Origin of the sequence: Streptomyces rugosispiralis (genome assembly GCF_024505145.1) — a bacterium.
Lineage (GTDB): Bacteria > Actinomycetota > Actinomycetes > Streptomycetales > Streptomycetaceae > Streptomyces > Streptomyces rugosispiralis.
In genome coordinates, this window is record NZ_JANIAA010000024.1 from 90,601 (window position 1) to 113,385 (window position 22,785).

The 22,785-nt window shown below is 71.6% G+C and carries 13 protein-coding genes; all 13 read right to left on the minus strand.

The window, feature by feature from the left end:
• Positions 1-56: 56 nt before the first annotated feature.
• Positions 57-2,258, minus strand: coding sequence for a hypothetical protein (locus NP777_RS29485; protein WP_256653204.1), 2,202 nt, complete (start codon positions 2,256-2,258; stop codon positions 57-59).
• Entirely contained in the window at positions 2,255-6,235 is a 3,981-nt protein-coding gene (locus tag NP777_RS29490) for a putative baseplate assembly protein (protein WP_256653205.1), read from the minus strand. Before NP777_RS29490 ends, NP777_RS29485 begins: the two co-directional genes overlap by 4 nt.
• Positions 6,232-9,453: a putative baseplate assembly protein gene (locus tag NP777_RS29495; RefSeq protein ID WP_256653206.1), complete on the minus strand. Its 3,222-nt coding sequence runs from the start codon at positions 9,451-9,453 to the stop codon at positions 6,232-6,234. Before NP777_RS29495 ends, NP777_RS29490 begins: the two co-directional genes overlap by 4 nt.
• The gene (locus tag NP777_RS29500) at positions 9,450-9,848 is read right to left on the minus strand and encodes a GPW/gp25 family protein (RefSeq protein ID WP_256653207.1); all 399 of its coding nucleotides are present in this window, start codon (positions 9,846-9,848) and stop codon (positions 9,450-9,452) included. The genes NP777_RS29495 and NP777_RS29500 overlap by 4 nt, the downstream gene beginning before the upstream one ends.
• Positions 9,845-10,189, minus strand: coding sequence for a DUF4280 domain-containing protein (locus NP777_RS29505; RefSeq protein WP_256653208.1), 345 nt, complete (start codon positions 10,187-10,189; stop codon positions 9,845-9,847). Before NP777_RS29505 ends, NP777_RS29500 begins: the two co-directional genes overlap by 4 nt.
• A gap of 29 nt (positions 10,190-10,218) precedes the next feature.
• Positions 10,219-10,752 (minus strand): phage baseplate assembly protein V, encoded by a 534-nt coding sequence (locus tag NP777_RS29510; RefSeq protein ID WP_256653209.1) that lies wholly within the window; start codon positions 10,750-10,752, stop codon positions 10,219-10,221.
• Between the two features lie 34 nt (positions 10,753-10,786).
• On the minus strand, positions 10,787-11,926 hold the full coding sequence (locus NP777_RS29515) for a hypothetical protein (protein ID WP_256653210.1): 1,140 nt from the start codon (positions 11,924-11,926) through the stop codon (positions 10,787-10,789).
• Positions 11,919-12,296: a LysM peptidoglycan-binding domain-containing protein gene (locus NP777_RS29520; protein WP_256653211.1), complete on the minus strand. Its 378-nt coding sequence runs from the start codon at positions 12,294-12,296 to the stop codon at positions 11,919-11,921. The genes NP777_RS29515 and NP777_RS29520 overlap by 8 nt, the downstream gene beginning before the upstream one ends.
• Before the next feature lie 6 nt (positions 12,297-12,302).
• Positions 12,303-12,989: a hypothetical protein gene (locus tag NP777_RS29525; protein ID WP_256653212.1), complete on the minus strand. Its 687-nt coding sequence runs from the start codon at positions 12,987-12,989 to the stop codon at positions 12,303-12,305.
• A complete protein-coding gene (locus tag NP777_RS29530) occupies positions 12,986-13,591 on the minus strand; it encodes a hypothetical protein (RefSeq protein WP_256653213.1) in 606 nt (201 codons plus the stop codon). The genes NP777_RS29525 and NP777_RS29530 overlap by 4 nt, the downstream gene beginning before the upstream one ends.
• 136 nt (positions 13,592-13,727) lie before the next feature.
• The gene (locus NP777_RS29535; protein WP_256653214.1) at positions 13,728-20,078 is read right to left on the minus strand and encodes an eCIS core domain-containing protein; all 6,351 of its coding nucleotides are present in this window, start codon (positions 20,076-20,078) and stop codon (positions 13,728-13,730) included.
• Positions 20,075-20,422 (minus strand): hypothetical protein, encoded by a 348-nt coding sequence (locus NP777_RS29540; protein ID WP_256653215.1) that lies wholly within the window; start codon positions 20,420-20,422, stop codon positions 20,075-20,077. The genes NP777_RS29535 and NP777_RS29540 overlap by 4 nt, the downstream gene beginning before the upstream one ends.
• On the minus strand, positions 20,413-22,779 hold the full coding sequence (locus NP777_RS29545; protein WP_256653216.1) for an ATP-binding protein: 2,367 nt from the start codon (positions 22,777-22,779) through the stop codon (positions 20,413-20,415). Before NP777_RS29545 ends, NP777_RS29540 begins: the two co-directional genes overlap by 10 nt.
• Positions 22,780-22,785 lie beyond the last annotated feature (6 nt).

Sequence of the window (22,785 nt, forward strand, 5' to 3'; positions counted from 1 at the left end):
GGCGCGGCCCGGACCGGCGGGCGGGCTTCGGCGTGGCTGTCGGCAGGGGCGTCGGCTCATGTCACGGCGATGACTCCCGCGTCCGTGCCCGCCGGCGTGTACTCCGCGAGCCGCGCCCGCAGGCTGTCCTCGCGCTGCGGCCGGTACAGGTCGTGGAAGGCGCCCATCTCGGCGCCATCCTCGGCGCCCCGGCGGATCTCCTCCGCGCATCCGGCCGCCAACTGCCCGTACACCGGTGTGCCGTAGCGCTCGCCGCCGAACAGCGGCCGCACCCGCCACGCCTCCTCGGCCCCCACCAGATCCGGCTGGCAACGGTGGCGGCGCGGGGTGCGCGAGCCCGGCGGCACATAGCTGAACCGCAGACATCCGACACCCCGCCGGGCCACGTGCATCCGCCCGGTGAACAGGCTGTTCTCGCCGATCCGCACGGCGTGGGTGTGCACTTCGCCGATGACGGTGGTGCGGTGGGCGTGCAGTACGGCGTGGGCATGGCGGCGGTCCGGGGCGGACAGCGCCGGGCGGTCGTGTCCGGTGGCGTCCAGGATGGAGTCGCGGATGTGGAGGGCGAGCGGGTCGGTGCGCACCTCCTCGCCGATCACCTCGATGGTGCCGAGGACGCTCCGCTCGATCTGGACGCACGCGGTGGTGCGCTCCAGGACCAGGCTGGGCTCGTCGGGCGAGCGCGGCTCGCACTCCGGCTCCAGGGACCAGCCGGGGACGAGGGTGCAGTGGCGCAGCACCACGGCGCCGACCGGCCCGGTGACGTTGAGGCCGCGCCCGGCGATCAGCAGCCCGTCCAGCACGATGCGCGGCGCCTCGCCAGCGGTGTTCCCGTGCTCCTCCCGCGCCCGGATGTTGAGCGCGTCGGGGCGGTTGCTGTACCAGTCGAGCAGCCGGATCACCGGCCGGGTGCCCTCGGCGGCGCGCAGTTCGAGCCGGTCGCCCGGGTCCAGGTCGAAGTCCAGCTGCTCCTGGTAGGCGCCGCTGTGGGTGATCTCGATGATGCCCTCGGGGCCGCATCGCCCGCCCCGCCGGTCGTGCTGCCACCGCCGGTACGCGTCCATGATCCGCTGGTACGCGCACCCCGGCCCGACCCGGTAGACCTCCGCGGCCGGGGAGGTCTCGCGGTCGTCCCGGTCGTACTCCCCGCCGCCCATGTCCTCGGGGTACGCGTAGTGGTAGGTGACCCAGACGCCGTGGCGCGGCGCGGTGCGCGAGCCGAAGGCGATCCGGCCGAGTTCGGGGTCGATGACCACCTGGCCGCGCTTGGCGCGGTAGCGCCAGTCCGTCAGATCGGCCACCACGATGTCCGACGGCGGCACGGGCTCGTCGTGGCCGTCCCGCCGGATGGTGAAGCTCTTGCCGGGCCCGTAGTAGTCGAGGAGATGACTGGCGAGCCGACGGCGGCGGATGTACGCGGGCACATTGTCGACGGCGGCCGGGGGTCCCCCCGCCGAAGGTAGGGGGCGCGCGGCCGACGGCTCGGGTTCGGGGCGGGTCACCAGTGGGGTGTCATTGCCGAGGATCGAGAAGGTGTAGAGGTTGCGGGCCCGGTCGATGCAGTACGCGGGCGCCCTGGTCACGTGGTACGGCTTCAGCCGCCATACGAACAGCCCGACCCCGGCCGGGGTGTGGCCGCCCGGTCCGCGGCGGGAGCCCGCGCGCCGTACGTCCACCGAGCGCGCCAGCGTGCCGAACGGGCCGCCCGCCAGGTCCAGCGCCGCCCCGTCCCGCAGATCGGCGAGCCGGCCCCGGGAGGCCCTGCGCAGGTCCGCCGCCGCGCCACCGGTCCCGCCGTAGAGCTTGACCGGTTGCTGGTGCGCGGTGAGCCGGGAGAATTCGACGGCGCGGGCGGGCCATCCGGCCACCGACGCGGAGAGCTCCTCCAGCAGCGCGAGGGTGCCCTTGCGCCGCCGGTGGGCCACGGTGGCGGCCACGTCCCGGCGCGGTGCCAGCGCCTCGGCAAGCCGCGCCAGGGACGCGTCCGGCGGCCCGCCGCCGCGCAGTCCGGCGGCCGGCACCCGCTCGTAGCCGGGCAGCGGGCGGTAGCCCACCAGATCGCCCAGGTACGGCAGCACCCACGCGGTGGCGGTCTCCACGAACCAGTCGTCGTACTGGCCCGCCACCCCGTCGCGTACCCGATCGACCTGCTCGGCGATCACCGCGAGCAGGGCGCGCAGGGGCTCGCCCGCCTCGGCGTCCCTGAGACGATGCCACTGCGGAAGCAGCTCGGCGAGCCCGTCCGGCTCCCTGCTCATGAGGTGACCTCCGTAAGGATCAGCGTGTCCGGGACATCGGGTGAGAACATGGCGAGCCGCGCCGGGCGGATGCCGCGGAAGACGGACACCGAGCGACCCTTGGCGAGGCGGCGGGTGTCGGTGATGTCGGGGTTGAGGCGCAGCAGTTCGGCGAGCGGGATGCCGTGGCGTCCGGCGATGCCGGTGAGCGTCTCGCCGTCGGCGGCGGTGACCCGGTACGTGTCCTCGGCGTACTCGGCGAGCCGGGCGGGGACCACGGCGCCGGGCTCGGCCGGCCGGGCGGCCAGGTCGGCCAGATCGGCCAGGTCCCGCGGGGTGCCGGCGGCGGGGACGCCGGTGAAGGCATCCACGTCCACATAGTCCACTCCGGGCACCGACTGGGCGGTGGCCAGCACCTCGGAGAGCGCGGCGGGCTGCCCCAACTCGCGCCCCGGATAGCCCAGTTCGCGCAGCAGGGCCTGGCGCAGCCGGGGTTCGACCAGCTCCCAGGAGTGGTCCGGCGCCACCTTCACCCGTGCCACCAGCACCAGCAGCACCAGCTCCCGCACATCCACCCGGACCGGCAGCCGGGTGTCCCCGTAGGCGGCCAGCGAGGCGCGCAGGGCGCGCAGCACCTCCGCGTCCTCGCCGATCGGCGCGTCGTCCACCCCGGCCACGGTCACCTGGAGCACCCTGCGCCGCCCGTCGAAGAGTTCGCGGGCGGCGGCCCGGCCGATGCCCGCGCGGGACCGGGCGAAGTCCTCGTAGTCCCGGAGGGAGACCAGCCGGTCGAGCGCGGAGACCGCGAGCGGGATGGTGCGGCGGGTCAGACCCGGGCCGTCGCCGTCCGCGCCGCCGGTGGCGGGCTGCGGATTGGTGACGGCGGTGACACCGAGGGGCCTGGTCAGGGCCTGGGTGACGCGGTCCGCGGGCACGTTGGCGGCCTCGCCGGTGCCGAAGCGGTAGCGGGCCCGCACGTTCTCGTGGCCGCCGGGCAGCCGGGCGCCGTGTGCCCCGTCGCCGAAGGTCACCGTGGTCCGTCCGTCGGCGGTGGTCCCGGTGACGTAGACGCGCTCGCGCGGTCCGCGTCCGGCGAGGCTGTCCACCCGGTGCCACAGCAGCCCGTCGACGCGGATCTCGAGGGCCGGGGTGGCGCCCAGGGGATTGTCCGCGGGGAGCCAGGTGAGCGGCGACTGCCACAGGGTGAACGTCTGGTTGGCGAGGGCCGGGTCGCCGCTGCCGATGGGCTCGTCACGGCTCTCGCCGTGCGTGGCGGGCACGACGTTGCCCTGGATCCGGACCGTCTCGCGGCGGTAGCGGTAGGCCAGATCGGCGGTGAGGGTGAGAGTGGTGTGCACATGGTCGCCGGGCAGGTCGGGGTCGACGCGCTGGTCCACGGCGGCGATCACCGCCAGTTCCGTGCCCCGGACCCCGGTCGGGGCGCCAGGACCGGCCGGACCCGGGATGTCGGTGCGCTCACCGGAGACGACGATCCGGCGGCCGGGCCGCAGCCCGTCGTACAGCTCGGCCAGCTCGATCTCGTTGCCGTGCACATCCTCGCCCAGCGGCTCGTCCGCCGGGCGCAGCGGCTCACCGCCCGCGTGCACGGTGGTGTCGCGGATCGCGGAGAGCAGCACGTCGTGTTCGTCGAGCCACGGGTCGGCGAGGGTCAGCTGGGTGCCGCGGCCGGTGATGCCGTAGTTGGTGTACGCGGCGGTGCGCACGGCGACGACGCGGGTGGTGACGAAGGCGAGCTTCTTGTCGCCCGGGATGCCGTCCGGCTCGCCGGACCCCTTGCGAGGGCGCTCGATGGCCACCCAGCTGCCGACCGTGACGGAGTTCTGCACCGAATCCAGTGGCAGCACATAGCGGTTGGTGGGCTCCGGCACGGTGGCGATGCCGATCTCGACGGCCGGGGGCTCGCTGCCGGGCGTGAAGCGCAGCGTCAGTTCATAGGCGCCGTAGGTGATCTGTTTCGGGGGTTCGCCACGGCTGAGCATCCACTGCTGGGGCTCTCCGTCGTCCACGACCACATGCACCCGCCCGTCCTCGGCGGGCCGGGACACGAACAGGGTGAGCGCGGGCAGTCCGGGCAGCAGGGTGGCGGTGACACCGGGCTCCTGCGAGTCGGTGGGACGGCCCCGGAGCCAGCCCAGGTCGTGGTCCTGGCCGACGCGGGTGGACAGCCGCACCCGTCCGGGGCCGAGTTCGAACTCGGCGGTCTGCGGCAGGTTCTCGCCGCGCTGCCAGGACGTCCCGGTCTCGATGTGCTGGAACTCCGCCTTCACCGGCGCCTTGGCCGCCGTGTCGTACACGATCCGTACGGCGGTCAGCTCACCCCCGGTCAGCGGCCAGTCGGTCTGCCGGATGACCCGGCCCCGGTCGTCCTGCACCGGCTTGAGCGGCGCCATCGCGCCGAAGGGCGCGGCCGTCACCCGCATCGCCAGCAGGTCGCGCAGGAGCGGTACGGTCCCGGGCGGGGCGGTGGCGGCCGGAGTGGCGCGGCGCCACGCCGCGTACATCCCGCTCTCCACCCTCGGGTCGAGGGCGGAGAGCAGCCCGGCGGCCAGGTCGGAGCCGGGCCCGAAGAGCCGCCGCGGATCGTGCGCCGCCGTGGCGCGGGCGCCGGACGGGGGCCGTACGACGCGGGTGCGCAGGGCGGGCAGGACGGCGCCGAGAGCGCGCACGGCGGCGGTGCCTTGGGCGGGGCCGCGGGTCCCGGAGGCGGGGTCATGGCTTCCGGTGGCGGGGGCATGGGTTTCGGAGGCGGGGTCATGGGTTTCGGTGGCGCTGTCGGCCGCGGGACGGTCCTCGGCGAGCTGGGACCGCAGCCGCACCTCGCCGGGCCCTGCGGCGTCCAACTCCCCCGCCCGCTCCCGCAGTTCACCGATCACCGCCGCCAGCCGCTCGAACCAGGCGGCGACCTCCTCGTACGGGGCGGCCAGCACCTGCGCCTCCGCCAGCCGGTCATGCGGTTCGGCGAGCCGCCGGGCGAGCTGGCCGGGCGTGGTGATCCCGTCGAGGTCGCCCCGCAGCGGCGCCAGGACCTGCGCGTCGAACTCCTCGATCAGACGGCTGACGGGACGCGGATCGGGATGGTCCGGCGTGGGCTCGGCATCCCCCCGGCCGTCCGGGTCCTCGTCCGCCTCCGGGTCGGTGATCCACCGCCGTACCTCGTCCACCAGTTCCTTGAGCGACGGCGGGGCGGACTGCGGCAGCCCGATCGCCGTCACGTCCTCGTCGCGGTCGACGGTCAACCGCGCCACCGGCAGCAGCGAACGCCGGCCACCGCCCCCGGACTCCGCCGTCCCGCCGAAGACGAAGAGCAGCCTGTCGCCCACGGTCAGCCCGAGCGAGGTGCCGGACACCAGCAGTTCCGAGCGGCGCCGCAGGTCGTCGGGGCCGATCAGGGCGGGCCTGCGGCGGCGCACCGCCAGTTCGTTCCACGCCCAGCGGGCCGCCAGGTCCTCGCCCGTCTCGAAGGTCCGCGACTCCTCGTCGGAGGCCGCCGGGACGCTATGGCTGATGGCCCCGCGCGGAATCGTCACCACGACGTCCTCGGCGCGCGGATCCCGGTCCAGGGTGTACGCGAGGTGGGTGTCGGCGGCCACGCCCGGCCGTGGCACATGCCCCACCAGCCGCCCCAGGAGGGCGAGCGAACGGGGGTCGTGGGCGGTGCGCAGATAGCCCTCGTCGGCGATCCGCTCGGAGTGGAAGGTCAGCAGGTCGCCCAGGACCGCCCAGGCGTCCAGCAGCCCGATGGCCGGGTCGTCCGGGGTGCGTACGGTCAGACCGCGCAGCGCCGGGTAGGCGGGCGAGGCGAGCCGGTCGAGCATGGCGGCCAGGAACGAGCCGTGGTCGCCGACGCGATAGTCCAGGGCGGTGCGGCCGGGCGGGTTGTGCGGGGTGCCGGGGGCGGCCAGGCGCTCGTCGTGGCCGCCGCAACCGCAGCCACAGCCACAGCCACCGGAGTTGATGTGGTCGGGGTGGTCGCTCATCGGGCCCCCTTCAGCTCGATGACCAGGCGGCCGTTCTCGGGCCGGCCGGGGTCGTTGTCGCACTGGGCGATCTCCAGGGGGCCGATGCGCAGGATGCCCTCCGCCAGCGCCTCGCCGTGTGACGTCTCGTACGAGGTGCCGTCATCGGGTTCCTTCGGTCCCTCCAGCCCCTCGTGCCACAGCCGTCGCAGCCGGGTGACCTCGACGCTCAGCACCCCCGGCACCGCGGCCGCCACGGCCACCAGGCGGCTGAGCCGCACCGGTTCGCCGAAGGTCAGCGCGTCGGGGTGGAAGAAGCCGAGCCGTCCACCGGAGCACCGGCGGCCGCCCAGCGCCCGATAGAGCTCGGCGAGGATCCGCCCGTGCTGATGTCCGGGCGCGGCGCACACCTCGATCGCGATGTCCAGCGGCACGGCGCGGGCCGGGCCGACCACCAGGTCGTGTCCGATCCGGCGGTAGCCCTCCAGGACGTGCGCGACCGCGTCGAGGAGGGCGGGGGACGGCGTCCCGGTCCCGTACGCGTCGATGGCGATATGCGCCTCCCGCACACTGCCGGTCCAGCGGATCTCCGCCGCCGCGCGTCGCACCCCGGGCAGTTCGGAGGCGAGCGCCGCGTAGTCCTCGGCGGTGATGGCCCGCTGCCGGGTGCGCTTCAGGTCCAGCGGGGCGAGCTGGCGGACCTGTTCGACCGGTTCGGGCTCGGTGCCACCGACGGCGGGCAGCGGATTGCGCACCCTGGCCACGGGCAGGGGCTGCCCGGTGGCAGTCTTTCCCGGGCTTTCCGGATCCCGGCACAGCACCAGGTGGTTGATCGCCTCGGGGCCGACATTGCCCGCCGTGCCACCGCCGGTCCGGTAGTGGACCGCGAGGCGCGCCCCGGGCTTCGGGACGGCGCCGTACCGGCCGTCGCCGAAGCGCAGCGCGATACGGCCGTCGTCCTCCAGCTCGCCGACGAAGTGGCGGTCCCGGGGGCGGGAGCTGAGCAGATCGCGGCGCGGTGTCCACGTCTCGTCGCCGTCCTCGATGCGCACGGCGGGGAGCGCGGCCCGTGGGTCCTGGACGAGCGCGGCGGCCGGACCGTGCAGCACCGGATCCTCGGGGCGCAGCCCGGAGGCGTACGCCCGGCCCCAACTGTGGGCGATCTCCCAGGCGATGCGCCCGTCCAGGACGGTGCCCGCCCGCGCCCTGGCGGTCAGTACGGCCAGGCGCCCCAGCTTGGCGTCGAGCAGCCGGTCGCAGCGGTGCAGCAGCTCGCGCAGCGCGCGGACGGGGTGGCGGGCGAGTTCGAGGCGCTCCAGGAGGCGCGGCCCGAACAGGACGGTCAGCTCGGCGATCTCCTCGTCCGAGAGCCCGTCGCGGTCCCGGGCGCCGCGCCACAGCTCCGTCAGCCGCCGCCGCACCCGCCCCGGGACGGCGGCCAGGTGCCCGGCCTGCCCGGCCGCGATATGGCGCGGGTCGGGGAAGGGCACGGCCTGGGTGACGGGCGCCTGGTGGAGTACGGGCCGGAAGCGCGGCACGATCCCCGGGTAGACGGACTGGGCGAGAAGCGTCCGCAGGGCCTCGGCCTGGGCGTACGCGGTGCCGGGCACGACCTTCTCGCGCCGCTGCCCGGCCGACTCCAGACCGATCCCGGCCCGGCCGGTGGCCTCCGGCCCGACGGTGGTGAACAGTTCCCGTACGTCGCCGGGGGTCAGTTGCCGCCCGTGGCGGGCCCGGTCCAGCAGGGAGTCGATGAGCCGCGCGGGCGCGTTCCCCGCGTCCTTGTCGAAGCAGCCGAAGGCGGGCGGTTCACAGGACCCGGCGACGGCGGGTACGGGCGGCACGGTGAGGGTCTCCGGTGTGCCGCAGCGGAAGGTCAGCGAGCGGCCGTGGTCGACCAGCACCACATTGCCGCGCGCCACGCTGACGTCCTCGACGGGCGCGCAGTCCGGACCGCCCCGGGTGGCCAGGCACAGCGGGAAGGCCAGCGCGTCCTCCCGCGCCCAGGTGACCTCCAGCACCGGCTGCTCGGCGAGCCGGTCGACGGCGGGGGTGACGGAGGTGAGGCGCACGGCCTGCCGGTGCGACGGGTCGGCGTCGCCGGGCGTCCCGGAGCGCGGCCCCCGCACCTCCTCGAAGAGCAGCAGATCGCCGGGGCGCAGATCGATCACACGGGCCCGGCACCCCTCGTCGGCCCACGCGTCGCGCAGGGTCGCGGAGGTGGCGCCCACGGGCAGCGAGCACACCTCGCCGCCCCAGGTCCACAGGCGGATGCGGTGGTGCTCCGGCCGCAGGTGGAGGGGTTGATCGGCGACGACGGGCTCGAACACCTCCACCGATCCGCGCTCATCGAGCACGGCCAGCTCCCGGTCGTCCAGCACGGCCCCGATGTCCGGCCGGTCCAGCGGGCCGAGCGTACGGATGTCGACGGCGGCGAAGCGGAACTCCCCCGGGGCCAGCGTCAGCGGCTCGGCCGTCTCGACGGTGACGAAGGCGCGGGCGTTGCACCCGTCGTGCATCGGATAGTCGATGAGCCGTACGTGGCGGCGGACGGACACCCGGCGGCGGGCGGTGTCGAGATACGCCTCGGTGGCCACCGCGTCCTGCTGGTAGCTGATCTGGTCGGCGGTGTAGGCGAGCAGTTCGACCAGGGTGGTGCCGAGGTCGGCGGCGTTGCGCTCGACCCAGTCGGGGGTGGTGAGGCGGAGCCGGTCCAGGACGACCTGGCGGAGCGTGTCGTAGTCGCGGGCGGTGTAGTCGATGACGGGGGCGTGCGTGTGGGCGTGCGCGTGCGCGGGCCGGAGGGTGGCGGGGAGGTCCGGGGTCTCGTCCTTGCAGTCGAACGGGCTGGGACAGTCGGGCCGGAAGGTGAACTCGGCGGAGAAATACCGCTGGTCGAAGCCGGGGAAGGGCTCGGTGCCCGGCCGCCCGTAGGGATCGGTGTCCACGAGGGAGAGCCGGTAGCCGGAGGTGTCCCCGGCCCGGTCCACGGTGACGTACAGCTTGTCGTCGAGCTCGGGGTCCTCCTCGCGCTCGACGGAGATCTCCATGACCTCGATGCCGGTGATCCGGCGGCCGCCGTCGATGCGTACGTTCTCCGGGCACAGGCCGTGCGGGGCCTTGCCGAGGAAGGTGACGGTGAGGGCGACGCCGTCGTCGCCGACCTCGACGGCGTCCACCCCGTTGAGGTGGGCGGCCCTGATGCGATCGCGCCGTGACGCGGTGGCCGGGTGACTCACGCGGCACCACTCCCCTCGAACCACTCATCGCGCAGGCCGGCGGTGGCGCGCACCACATACCGCAGATGGACGCGTACGACGTTCTCCTCGCTGACCACGTCCAGGGACTCCACCTCGATCAGCTCGCCGAGCCGGCGCTGCAGCGACGCCTGGACGGACAGCTCGACGGCGGAGGCCAGTTCGGGGCTGTTGGGCGTGAAGACGAGGTCGAGCAGCCCGCAGCCGAAGTCGGGCCGCATCACGCGTTCGCCGGGGCTGGTGAAGAGCAACTGCTCGATGAGATCGCGTATGTGGTCGTCGTGGTCGGCGTGCGCGGTGCGCCCACGCCGGTCGATCCGGAACGGGAAGGCGATATCGGTCCGTACGGTGTGTGTCCTGCCGGTCCGTTTCCTCATCCGCACATGACTCCTTGCCGCGCGGCGGAGACGACGGGTGGCCCCTGCGGCACGAGCCCCGCGCTGAAGCACTGTGCCGAGGAGGTGTCGAGCAGGACGGGCACGCCGTCGATCAGCACCGTGTCGCGGTCCGGAGTCCACCGGACGGTGGTGCACGGCAGCGGGACACGGTCGACGGTGTGCGGGCAGCCGACGACCGTGAAGACGTCGTCGGAGGTCGGCACGGGCTGCCCGTCGAGCCGCACACCGGACGACGGAACGGATGCCGCCCGTACGCGTCCGCCGTGCGGGCAACTGATCACGGCGGTCTGGCTGACGAGGTTCCCGGAATTCCCGGACACGTCGCTTGTCCCTCCCCGTTCGCTGCCGGCTATCGCTTCTTGGGCACGGTCAACCGGCCCTGATTCAGGTCGACTTGGTCACCGACCAGGGAAACGGAGGCCCCTTGGCCGTTGTCGATGTGCACTCCGGTCGCGTCGATCCGTATGGACGCGCCGCCGGGCGCTCGCAGCAAAATGCCCTCGGCCGGAACGTCGGACATCACGATCTTGTGCTTCCCCGGCGTCTGGATCACCACGGGGTGCGCGGTCGCCGGATCGGTCCGCGCGTCCTCCGGGAGCTGCTCCCTGGCCCCGAACCAGCACCCCGTCCAGATCGGGAAGCTGGGGTCCCCCTGCTCGAACTCCACCCACACCCCGGCCCCCACGGACGGCACGACGTACTGCCCGGCGGGCCGCTGCTGCTCCCCGGTGAAGGGGAAGCAGGGCATGGCCCAGGTCGACGGCTCGTCGCCGAGGACATCGGGCACCTCGACGGTGATCCGGCCGATTCCGAGCGGGTCCTGGTTGTCCCGCACCCGGCCCCGGAACTTGCCGAGGAAGCGGTTGTTGGGCGTGGCCGCCATAGGGCTCCTGATCCTTTCCCTTTTGTTCTACGGCTCAGGGGCGAACTGTGCCGCTCCGGGCGATGAGCCCTTCGCGGGTGAGCGTGAAGTTCTGCTGGAACGAGCCGGGCCGGAGGTTGTGGGTGACGGATTTGACGTAGTACTCGCCGTCGTACGTGACCCCGGCGCCCCGGACGCCGACGAGCTGACGTGGCTGGAGGATGTACCCGTGCCGGTTGACGTCGAGCGAGCCGGAACCGGAGATGGCGTCGGCGGTGGTGGCGGCCCGAGCCAGGGCCTCGGCCTCGGCCTGCGCCCGGTCCTTCTTGGCGGTGCCGGAGAGCGTCTTGCGCTTGAGGGCCGGGGTGGCCCGCTTCCCGAGGGGCGGCCGGAGGGGGCTGATGTCGGGCTGGGCGAGCAGCGTGGACGTGCGGGTGGTGGGGTCCTGCCAGCGGGCCTGGGGCTCCTCGCGGGCGGTCCCGTCGTAGGCGAACGTCAACTGGTCGACCGTGGAGTTGACGTCCATGTTGACGGTGAGGGCGTGCTGGGCCGTGCCGATGCGCTTCTCGGGCCCCCAGTAGGCGGTGGAGACCTCGGGGAAGGGCCCGGGGATGAGGTAGAAGACGTAGCCGTTGGCCTGCGCGAGATCGGTGACGTACTGGAGGTCGGTGCCGGTCTGATAGTCCACGCGGTGCTGTGCGTTGGGCGGTTGGAGGATCTTCTCTTTGACGACGTCGGCCTCGATGCCGTAGTCGGTGTATTTGGTGAGGATGCGGGTGACGCGCTGCCAGGGCGAGAGGTTGGGGTAACGGTCGGTCCGCTCCTCGAGGTCCATCAGGAGGGTGAGGTCCTCGCCGGTGACGGTGAGGGTGGTCTGGCCGGGCTGATTGCTGGCCCCCACCTCGTGGCGGACGATGAGCCCGTCGAGGAGGACGATCGGGGTGCCCTTGACGGCGGCCGTGACGATGACGCGGGTGCGGGGGTCGAAGAACCCCTCGGGGAGCAGCCGATCGATGATCGCGCCCCTTTTGGTGAGGTCGAACGCCATCTGGAAACCGCCGCGTTCGCCGGCGGTGGCCGTGATCTGGGCGGACAGCAGCGCCTCGGTGACCTCCGGTGGCACGGGACGGGTGAGCTTGGGCCCCATCCGTAATTCGAGGTGGATGGGCCCCTGCCCGACGGGCTCATCAGCCATGACGCCCACCGCCTCCGCCCCGGAGCCCGTCCGGTATCGCTATCTCCTCGCCGGGCTCGGCGGTGAGCTCGCGGGGGTCGAGGACGGGGTTGGCATCGGCGATCCGCCACCAGGCGGCGGGGTCGCCGAAGTAGCGCCGGCCGAGGTGGTCGGGGCGCTCGCCGCTGCTGACGGTGTGGGTGCCCGTTTCGTCGGGGTCTGCGCTGAGTGGCGGCAACAGCCGCCGCTTGGCATACCGCACGGGAGTCCCGTCGGGTTGGGTGTGGATGCCGATCTCGGCGTCGTGGTAGCGGCTGGAGCGGGGGTAGGGGTGCGACCCCGGAATCGCGTCGAGCGCGCTCTCGTACGGCTGCGGCTGTGACCCGGCCATCTGCTTCTACACCCTCCCCAGCCCGATGTCCCCGCTGTTCAACCCCAACGCGCTCAGCGCCCCACCGCGCGCCGCCGCGGCGAGCCGCTCCTTCTGCGCGAGATGCGCGAGATAGAGCTCGGCCCCGCGGTGACCGGCGGGCAGATCGCTCACGGTGAGCACCTTCAGCCCGATGCTGAGGGATGCGCGGACGGGGTTGAGGTTGACGTCGAACGCCGATTCGTTGATCGAGAGTTCCGTTATCCGTACGGGCATGACCCGCTTGCTCCCCCAGGTGAAGAGGGTCAGCGGCATCTCGATGGGGGTGATCTCGATGGTCCCCTTTTTGGACAGCCGCATGGCCTCCCGCAACTTGGCGGTGGTCGGCTGCACGAGCATTTCGAGCGTCGCGAGCTGCGGGTGTATCCCGTCGGGCGCGGCCACCTCGAACTGATCGGTCGCGTCGATCTCCGCGGTGAACTTCCACGTCTCCTGGGCGGGCCCCTTGAGCCGGAGCGCCTCGTTCTTGTCTCCGCTTCCGCTGCCGCCTCCGCCGCTGTCGGCTTGGTCGCCGGCGGATTGGGGGGCCAACGACCGCTCCAGGGTGTCGGGGTTGAACTGCAACACGATGATGCGTTGTGGTGTCCCCCGCTCGGGGTCTACGAGGACGATGCCGGAGCGGATGGGTTTGGGGATGTCGGGGTAGCGGGTCACAGGCGGGCCTCCAGGCGGCTTACCAGTGGCGCGTAGTCATACTCGGGAAAGGAAGACGGGAACACATCGAGCATATTCTTGAGGTTTTCCACGTGGGCACGAAACTCGTTGCCACGCATGGACGACTCCACGAAGAGCATCTGCCAGCCAAAAGCGCCCTTGGTCAGGCGCAAAGTGTTCAAATACTCACAGTAGCTGAGCTCCATTTTGAGGAATCCCTGGGTGTTATGCTCCTCGTCGAACAGACACCTGTCCTGATACCAGATCTCCAAGTTTTCCTTGTGCGGCTCGATCCGAATGAATGCCGCCTCTCCGGTCGCCCGCCTGGGAGCAGAGTCGATCATCCGTAGGTTGGCAAGGAGTGCCCGCTCGCTCTCGGGGGCCAGGTCATTCGGGAGTGGCGGATCCTCGATCAAAGCAAGATACACATGCCGTAGGAAAAATTCCCCGTAAAGCTCGCGCTCGGCGCTCGCGAACGACCAGTCACAGGACAGAGACGCAAAGCGCAGAGCACACTCCTTGAGTTCGGCACTGAGCACGACGCCCGCCCATTCCGGATTTGTGTCCGACAAGGGGTCGAACCTACCCAGCGGGAAGGTCATGTCCTCCTCTTCGTATTCCGATTCGAAGAGCGCACTCCGAGTCAGCTCCCTGATCGATTCGACCTGCGATTGTTCGCTTCGCGTAAGAGGGCTCATCTTTGGCTCACCTTCGGTCTGGGGTGGGACTGGTGGCGCACTACCTTTTGAACCTCAGCCGGCGCTGGCCCCTCAGTCTCGCGAGGTGACGCTCCACCTTGTCCAATTTGAATCGCGGCTGGTACGCCTTGATGCGGTCTATCATCTCGTTTTCGTTTTGGAATCGCTTCTGCGCTCGTAGCAGAAGAATCACTCGCATATGCCTATCGTTCGCCCCGAGGGCTAGCTTGAGACGGTACGTGTCCTGCTCGTCATTGACCTTGCACACGGGACCAGCAGAGCCGGTGGGAGGTCTTTCCATATCGGATATCGAGACCTGGGACAACGCGGGTTGACGGTCCCAGTGAAGCGGGTTCTCGCCAGTCGCATCCGGCTTGAGCTTATACTTGCCCCAGGCTGTGTTCAGCCTGTTGGGAAAACCCTCCACAGCATCACCATTGGCATCTATCTGCCGCGGATGGTACGAGATACCTACCTGATACCAGGCGATTCTCTGACCGCCTTTGGCGATCCAGCGTCCCGCCGGCCCTTCAGTCACCCTCAGCTTCATGTTCTGGTAGTGGCGAGCTGGAACGAGGTTCTGGTTCTTTACGTTGCCGCCAAGTTCATAAGGCAGAAGGTGAGTGCGGTCCCAGCGTTCGCTGTCCGTCAGGTTGGTCAGTTTACTGAGATACCGGAAACCAAGCGGTTCAGGTGAGCGCCTGGTGTTTCGATCCTGTTCGGCCAGTGCGAACTTTTGGTTCAGGAACTGGGAAGTAAAACTGGAGGCGAGCTTATCGTCCCCGAACTTCGGCGAATTCACCGGAGGGAGCTTCGGATCCCGATGACTCTTCTTAAGCCAATCTTTCGGGACCGTCTTGTCACCTCTATCAAAGCCGTCGGCGTCGTAGCCTTCTTCCGGCCCTTGCCAACCGCTGATCACATTCCGTGTCGGATTGATCCTGGCAATGATCTCGAAGTTCGGAGGGTGACTACGAGTGATCTCCGTGAGGCGATACCACTGACGTATAGCCTCCAGCGCCCCCAGGTGATTGTCTTGGTCTACGCCGTTCCGCAGCAGCCGTTCTTCGGGGGGACGGATTCGAGCAACAATCTTACGCAGGCGATCATTCTTTGAGTCCTGCGAATCCTCATCATTCTTTCTTTCTTCCTTGTCCTTGGGACCCTTCGGCCTGCCCCGCTTGTCGTCCTTCCTATCCGGCTTGGGCTTCTTGCCGTGGACTTCCTTCGGCCTGGTGGGCTTGTCGCCGTCCTTGTCGGGCTTGGGTTTCTTCGGGTCGTCCTTGTCGGGTTTGGGCTTGGGCTTTACCGTCGGGGTTGGGCGGGTGTCCGGGCGGTCTTCCTCGGGCTTGGTCTTGCCGTTCTTGTCCTTCGTCGTGGGGGCTGGGGTCTTGGCGTCGCGTGTGGGCTTCGGCCTGCCGGGGGTTTCGGGGCTGGTGGGTTTGGTTTGTGGGTGCGGCTGCGTTGTGGGCTTCTTGGGCGTCGGTTCGGCACCCGGTTTCGGCTTCGTGGCCGTTGGCGTCGGGTGCGTCGTCGTTTTCGGTGCGGTCGGCGCCTGCGGCTTCTCTTCGGTGCCCGGCTTGCCGCCCCGACCGTCCGCGCCCTCCCCGTCCGCGCCGCCGCCGCGCTTGCCGCCCGCTCCGCCCTTGCCGCCCTTGCCCCGGCCCAGCTTCGCCGCGATGGCCTTGAAGCGCCGGCCCACCTTCGCGACGTACTTGCCGATCCCCGACAACAGCGCCTGGTAGGCCAGTTCGAGGAGCGCCACGATGCCCGCAGCGACCGCCTTCGCGAAGAGGAGGCCCGCGCCTCCCATGCGGACGAGCTTCAGCCAGTCGAGGACCGCGCCCATCGCGCGCAGGATCGCGCCGAGCGAGCCGATGGCCGTGCGGATGGCGTCGATGACGGCCATCACCCAGCCCGCCCCGGGGATCAGCTTGGCGATGACCTTCGTGATGACGATCTCGCCGATGATGAAGGGGAGTTGCGGGACGATCGCGTCCCACGTCTCCTTGACGATCTGCTCCAGCGTGAAGCCGCCCTTGAACAGCTTCTCCAGGATGGCCTTGGGGACCCCGATGATCTCCTGGATCTTGGACTGGAACCACTCCTTGACGGCCGACTTCACCTCGCGGAACAGGTGGTTCTTCGCACCGTCCACCGCCGAGTTCTTCGCACCGCTCAGCCAGCCGCCGGGGTCGGTGAGGAAGTCGACCGCGATGAGCATGAAGTCGCCGAGCGCACCCAAAAGCTTGGCGGCGAAGTCCAGGACCGCCTTGACCGCGTCCACGACGGCCTTGACCACGTCCAGCAGCATCTTCTTCAGGACGTCCAAGATGCTGCTCAGTAGCTTGCCGAGGGCGTTCAGCAGGTCGGTGATGGCCCGCTTGAGCATGGTGGCGAGCTTGTTGACCAGGGCGATCGCGGCGTTGATCAGGCCCGTGATGAAGTTCCGGATGCGCTTCGCCAGGTCGATGACGGCCCGCACCATCGCCTTGGCGAACTCGATCAGGTCGTTGACGAAGTTCTTGATCGCGTCAACGATGGCCTTACGGGCGTCGTTGATCCAGCGCTCGACGGTCTCCTTGAAGTTCTTGATGAAACCGACGACCGCGTCACGCGCCTCCCGGATGACACGGACGATGGCGTTCTTGATCTCGATGACTTTGTCTTTGATCCAGTCGAAAGCCTTGGTGACCCAGTTGCCCGACTCATTGGCACTCGCGTCGCGCTTCTTCTCGGCATCCCGCTCGGCTTGGTCGCCCTTGTCCTGGATCTTCTTGTCGCTGTCGTCCTTCTCCTTGTCGACGTCCTTGTCGGTCTTCTCTTCCTTGTCCTTGACGTCCTTGCGGATCTTCTCGTGCCGCTCGGTCTTCTTGTCGCCGAGCGACTGGAGCTCCTTGTCCTGCTCCGTACGCCAGTCCGCACGCTTGGCGGTGACCTCCGTCATCGCCTTCTGACGCTCGCTCGCCTGACTCTTGGTGTTGGTCGCGGTCTCCGCGTCGACCTGCTGCTTGTGCCGCTGCTGACCGTTCCTGAAGTCGCGGTCCTTGGTCTGCCGCCCCTCGGACATGGTCTTCTGGCCGTCGGAGAAGGCGGCCTGGAACTGCGGTCCGCGTTCGTGCTCCGCCACCTCCGAAGCCGCTTCGGGCGGAACGGCGCCCGTCGTCGCACCGCCCTTGGGCGCACCGCCGCCCCCGCCACCCTGCTGGCCGGGGACCTTGGCCTCCAGCTGCTCCTTGGGAGCGTCGGGGTAGACCTGGTCCTCACCCATCCCCCGGCCCGCGTCGTCTCGACCCGTGGCGACGGTTTCCTGGCCCTTGGCGTCGACGGCCGAGCCCTGCTCACCGGCCGTCTGATCGGCCGCGCCCTGCATCTGTACGCCCGGCGCGTTGCCCGCCTGGGCCTGTTTGAGCGCCTCGTCCTTGGTCGGCAGCCCGGCGAACTTGGCGGCCAGCTCCTGTGCGTCCACCTTGAAACCGGCCCAGCTCAGGAGCTTGCCGACGCCGAAGCCCAGGGCCATCTTGAAGGTGTCCCAGCCGCCGGGCTCCTCCGCCTTCTCCGCCTCGATCTGCCCCTCGGGCTCCTTGGCGCCCGTGACCTTGGCGTCTTCCTTATCCGGTGCCTCGGACTTCTGCGCCGGATCCTGCGAGTACTGGGCCGGGGCGTCGGTCCTCGGCTTGCCCTGGAGGGTCTGCGGGGCACCCGCCGGGCGCTGCATCGAGGGCGGGGCGGCGGCGAGCGCCTTGTGTTCGTCGCCCACGGTGCGGTTCACCGAGCCGCCTACGCCGGTCATGGCCTGCAGCGCCACATGGGGCTTGAGCCTGGAGGCGGTGGACAGGCCCGCTTCCGGGGACACCTGGGAGAGGTTCGGGGCCGGTCCGGAGTCCTTCTTCTTGCCCTTGGCGGGGGCGGATGCCTTGCCGCCGCCACCGCCTCCACCCGCCCCGCCACCACCGCCGCGCGGTGCCTTGGGGGCCGGTGCCGACTTGGGCGCTGTGGGCTTCGCTCCTGACGCGGACTTGGGCGCCGGCGTCTCCTTCGGCGGCGAGGGCGCAGGCGCGGAGGGCTGCTCGGGCCCGGCGGACTTCTTCGGTTCCGGTGCGGGCGGCGCCGACTCCGCCGCCGGGGCCTCCGTACGCTCCGCCGGTGCGCCCTGCCCGCTCCGCGCCCCACTGCTCGCCCCGCCGGGCGTATCCGCGTTGGACCCGCCCGTGACCTGGGTGTCCCGCGCGGGTGAGGGGGACTTGGCGTCCGCGGCGGGTTCGCTCTTGGCCGCCGGCGCCGCGTCCGCCTGCTTCTGCTCCGCCTTGGCAGCGGGCTCCTGAGCCGCCTGACCGCCCACCGCCTGCTGATGCGCTTTCTCCTGCGCACCGCCCGCCGCGTCACCCGCCGCGGGTGTGCCCTTCTCCTCCTTCGCGGCCTGTTCCGTGGCTTCGCTGCCGTGCTCGGACCTGCCCGCGGCCTCCTGCACCGTCGTCTGAGCGACGACGGGCCCGTCCTTGGGGTCGGCGCCGCTCTTCGGGTCGCGTGTCGCGGCCGGTCCCGGCCGGCTCTCGGCGGCCTGCTCCAGGGCGAGACCACCGAGCCCGGCACCCGCCGCCGCCACGTCCTCGTCCGCCTCCGCCGACGGCTCGGCGTCGGCGGCCGAGTCCGCGGCGTCCTCCTCGGGTTCGGCGTCCTCCGCCGCGTCCTCGGCGTCCTCCGCGTCCCGTTCTGCCTGTACCTTGTCGGCCTTGGTCAGCGGAGGGGCGGGGAAGGACGGGACGGGGGCGTCGGCGGACGAGGCGGGGTCGAGCTGGTCCGCGGTCGGTACGCCGGACACGTCGAGGTCCCGCGCGGGCAGGAAGTCCTCCGGCTGGAGCTTGGTGTCCCAGGCGCTCTTCTCCTCGCCACCGACCTCGACCTCCGACTCACTGCCGGAGCCGAACGGATCCTCCTCGGCCCGCTCCTCCGGGCCGTCGAGATCCTGGGCGCGTACGCCGTCGAGCGTGGAGAACGCGCCGGGCGACGGGGTGTCCTTGCCGGACGTCATCGGCGAACCGGTGGGCTTGTCCGTGGCCCGCTTGTCCTGCTGCTTCAGCTGCTGACCCGCCACGAGCGAATCGACCGCGCCCGGACGGTTCCTGGCCGCCGACTCCTCCTTGCTCGGCGTCGCGACGCCCTGCTGCTCCCGCCCTTCCTTCCCCGCCCCGTCCTTTCCTTCCCTGTCCTCCTTGCCTCCCTTGCCCTTCTCGGAGCTCTCGGCCTTCTTCTCGCCGACCTGCTGCCCTCCCCCGGACGGTTGTCGGGACTGAGAGGCATCCGCCGAGGCCGAACCGCCGGACTTCCCGCCCGACGCGGAACTTCCGCCCTCACGTCCCGCGTTGGCGCCCCGCTTCTGCTCCTGGCTCCCGCCCTGGCCCTCCTTCTCGGACGTGCCCCCGCGGTTCTGCGGCGTACTGCCCGGCACGCCCTCCCCCGCGGGCCCATCCTTCTCCGGACCCGGTGCGGGCCCCGGCCGCTGCTCCTCCTCGTGGCGCTCCTCCGCCCTCCGCCGCCGCGTCTCGCGCTCGAGCAGCAGCTCCTCGACCGGGTCCGGCTCGACGTCCGGGGCGGCCAGCGACTCCCGCTCCAGGTTGTCGTCCGCCTCGACCTCGTCGACGAAGTCCAGCACCCGCTCGTGCTCCGAGCTGAGGAGCCTGGTCTCGAGGCGGTCGAGGACGGCGTCCCGCACCTCGTCCGGCATCCGCGCCAGTTGCATACGGGTGCGCTTCGAGCGGTCCTCCGGGTCGCCGCGGAGGGAGCGGACGACGCTGTTGGCGAGGCGGTCGACCAGGGTCGCCGGGTCGAGCTTCTCCACGCGGTTGCGATCGGCGTCGACCGTGGCGTAGCGGAGCCAGCCCGGGGTCGCGGACCGCTCCGGTTCCACGTGCGTCTCCGGTTGCCCGCCACGTACGAGTTCCTGGGCCGCGCCCTCCGCCTCGCGTTCGACGGCCTGCTGCGGCAGGCTCACCGCGCCCAGGTCGCGGCCCGCACGCAGGGTGCCGAGGCCGTGCGGGTTCTGGACGGTGTGGAGCAGTTCGTGGGCGAGGAGGCGTTGGCCCTCCGTCGTGCCGGGGCGGTAGGTGTTCTCGCGGAAGAAGATGTCCTGGCCGACCGCCACCGCGTCCGCGCCCAGCAGTTCGGTGAGATGGCCCGCGTCGCGGTCGGTGTGCAGGCGGACCTGGCCGAGGTCGTGGCCGAGTCGCTCTTCGAGGTCGCGCCGTACGCTCGGGTCGAGGGGCTGTCCGGCGCCGCTGACGATGTCCTTGGGCTCGGGGGCGCGGGACTTGGCGGTGCGCTCCTTGCGCTTGCGGCGCTTGGCGGACTGGGACGCGCGGTCGTCCTGGGTGGTGGACGGTGCGTTGCTCATGCCACCTCCCGCCCCCTTCCGGACAGGCCCGCGTGCACGGCCCGGGCCAGGGCCTCGCCCAGCCGGGCCGGGGAGGTGGTGGCGGGGAGCGGGGGCAGGCCGGACAGGGCCTCGATCGCCGCGCCCTCCCCGGTCGCCGCCAGCGGTACGCCGCGCTCCCGTACCAGCCGGGACAGCTCGGCCTGGAACGCCGCCGAGACCCGGTCCGGGTCGAGCCCGGCGCCGAAGCCGGTCAGCGTCAGCTCGCCGATGTCCACCTGGATCGCGCTCGGCCGCTCGTTCGGGCCCGTCCGTTCGTTCGGACCCATCCGGTCGTTCAGGCCCATCCGGTCGTTCAGACCCATCCGGTGACCTCCGAGGGTGTGAGCGAACGGTCCAGCTTCTGGTATTCGGTGCGCGCCGCCGCCAGCATGTGGCGCATCTGGAGGCGGTCGCCCTCCTCGGCGGCGAGGAAGGCGCCGGAGAGCGCGATGTTGCGGATCGAGCCGCCCGCCACGGTGAGTTGGGCGAGACGACCGGGGTCGATGTCCTTCATCGGCGCACGGGCGGGGAGCACCCGGCGCCAGATCTCGGCGCGCTCGCTCTCGCCGGGGAAGGGGAAGTCCACGACGAAGCGGATCCGGCGCATGAAGGCCGGGTCGAGGGCCTTCTTCATATTGGTGGTGAGGATGGCCAGGCCCCGGTACGCCTCCATCCGCATCAGCAGATAGCTGACCTCCAGATTGGCGTACCGGTCGTGGCTGTCCTTGACCTCGCTGCGCTTGCCGAACAGCGCGTCCGCCTCATCGAAGAGCAGCAGCGCGCCACCGCGCTCGGCGGCGTCGAAGACCTTGCGCAGGTTCTTCTCGGTCTCGCCGATGTATTTGCTGACCACCTGGGAGAGGTCGATGACGAAGAGGTCCAGGCCCAGCTCCTTGGCCATCACCTCGGCGGCGAGGGTCTTGCCGGTGCCGGAGCCGCCCGCGAAGAGGGCGGTGACGCCCAGGCCGCGGCGGAGTGTCGCGGCGAAGCCCCACTCCTGGTGGACGGTGGCGCGCTGCCGTACGTGGGCGACGATCTCGCGCAGGATCCGCGCCTGGTGGTCGGCGAGCACCAGGTCGTCCCAGGCGGCCTCGGGTTCGATCCGCCGGCCCAGCTCGTCCAGGCCGATGCGCGCCTCGACGAGCCCGGCGCGCCAGGCGAGTTCGGTGGGGTCCAGCACGTCCATATCGGCGTCGGGGAGGTCACGGCGTACGGCGGCGGCCGCGGAGCGGATGATGTGCGGCGGCAGCTGGAACTGGGCGACCAGCGACCGCAGATGGGCCTCCTCGATCCGCGGGATCCCGGCGAGGGCGTCCGCCCAGAGGGCGAGTTGTTCGCTGTCGTCCAGCCCGGGCACGGTGACGCGCTCGCCGCGCGGGCGACCGGTCCGGCGCGGGTTCTCGCTGGAGACGACGAGGGGCACGGCGGCGCCGTCGATGAACGCGTCGGTGGCGGCGGTCTGCTCCCGGTCCATCTCACCGACCTCCAGCAGGAGCGCCGCGGGCAGCAGTACGGCCTCGCGCTGCCAGAGGCGGGCCAGGCGATCGCGTTCTGCCGCGTCGGTGGGGACGTCGTCCGAGGCCATGACGTACAGGGCGAGCCCGGTGCGGCGGGCGGCCGCGGCGGCGATGTCGGTACGGGTGGTCAGGTCCCCGCCGACGAGCTCCACGCGCAGCGGGGCCTCCGGGCGGGACTCGTTCCAGCCCGCGGCCACCCGGTCCGCCGCCCGGTCGTACGAGGGGGGCAGGGCTCGCGGCGGCCGCGCACGGCGCAGCAGCCCGTGCAGCCGGGCGTCGAGGTAGGGCGATCCGGCCAGGAAGTGCAGGATGCGCTCGTCGATGCGGAGGCGTGAAGTGGTGAGCCGGGTCTCGTCGTCGAGGTCTATGAGCCGCCAGCGGCGGAGCGGGGACACGGGGGTGAGCGCGCTCCAGTGCGGCTCGTCGAGCGCGGCGAGGGCGAGCGAGAAGGTGGGGTACGCACGGGTCGGGTCGCCGCTGGCGGCGGCACACCGCGCCGCGGCGGTGGAGTCCAACTCGGCGCCCGCCACCAGCAGAACGAGCTGGCGCTCAAAGGCGCTGAGGCCGAAACAGGCCACGAGCGCGTCGAGCGTGGCGGGGCCGGGGATCGCCTTCGGGGTGGGGCTGGCCGAGACCCCGCCCGAGGCCGCGGGCGCGGGCTCGGGCTCGGGCTCGGGCTCGGGCTCGGCCGACGGGTCCGGTTGGGGGGCGGCCGCGGTCGTCGTTGGGGATGTGGGTCCTTGGGACGAATGGCCGTCGTGGCGTTGGCCGTCGTCGGCCGGAGCGATGGGCTCGCCAGGGGTGGTGGCGGCACCGGATGCGGCCGCGCCGGAGGGGCCGGGGCGCACGGCACTCGGGCCAACGGCGCCTGTGCGGGCGGTGCCAGAGCCCGTGGCATCGGGGCGAACGGCGCCGGGCCCAGCGGCATCGTGGCGGGTGTCGCCGGGCCGGGAGGCACCTGGGCGGGAGCCGTTGGTGGTGGCGCGGCGGGCGTGGGCGTCGACGCGGGCGAGTACGGCCTGGACGGCGGCGGCCAGGGCCTGCCCGTCCTCGGCCGCGATGGACCCGGCCGTCATGGAGTCAGCGCCTGCGCTGGTCCCGGCCGCCGCCGATGCGCGGCCGTTTCCCATGCCCATGCCGTCGTCCGCCCCCTTCTCCCTCACCGTGTG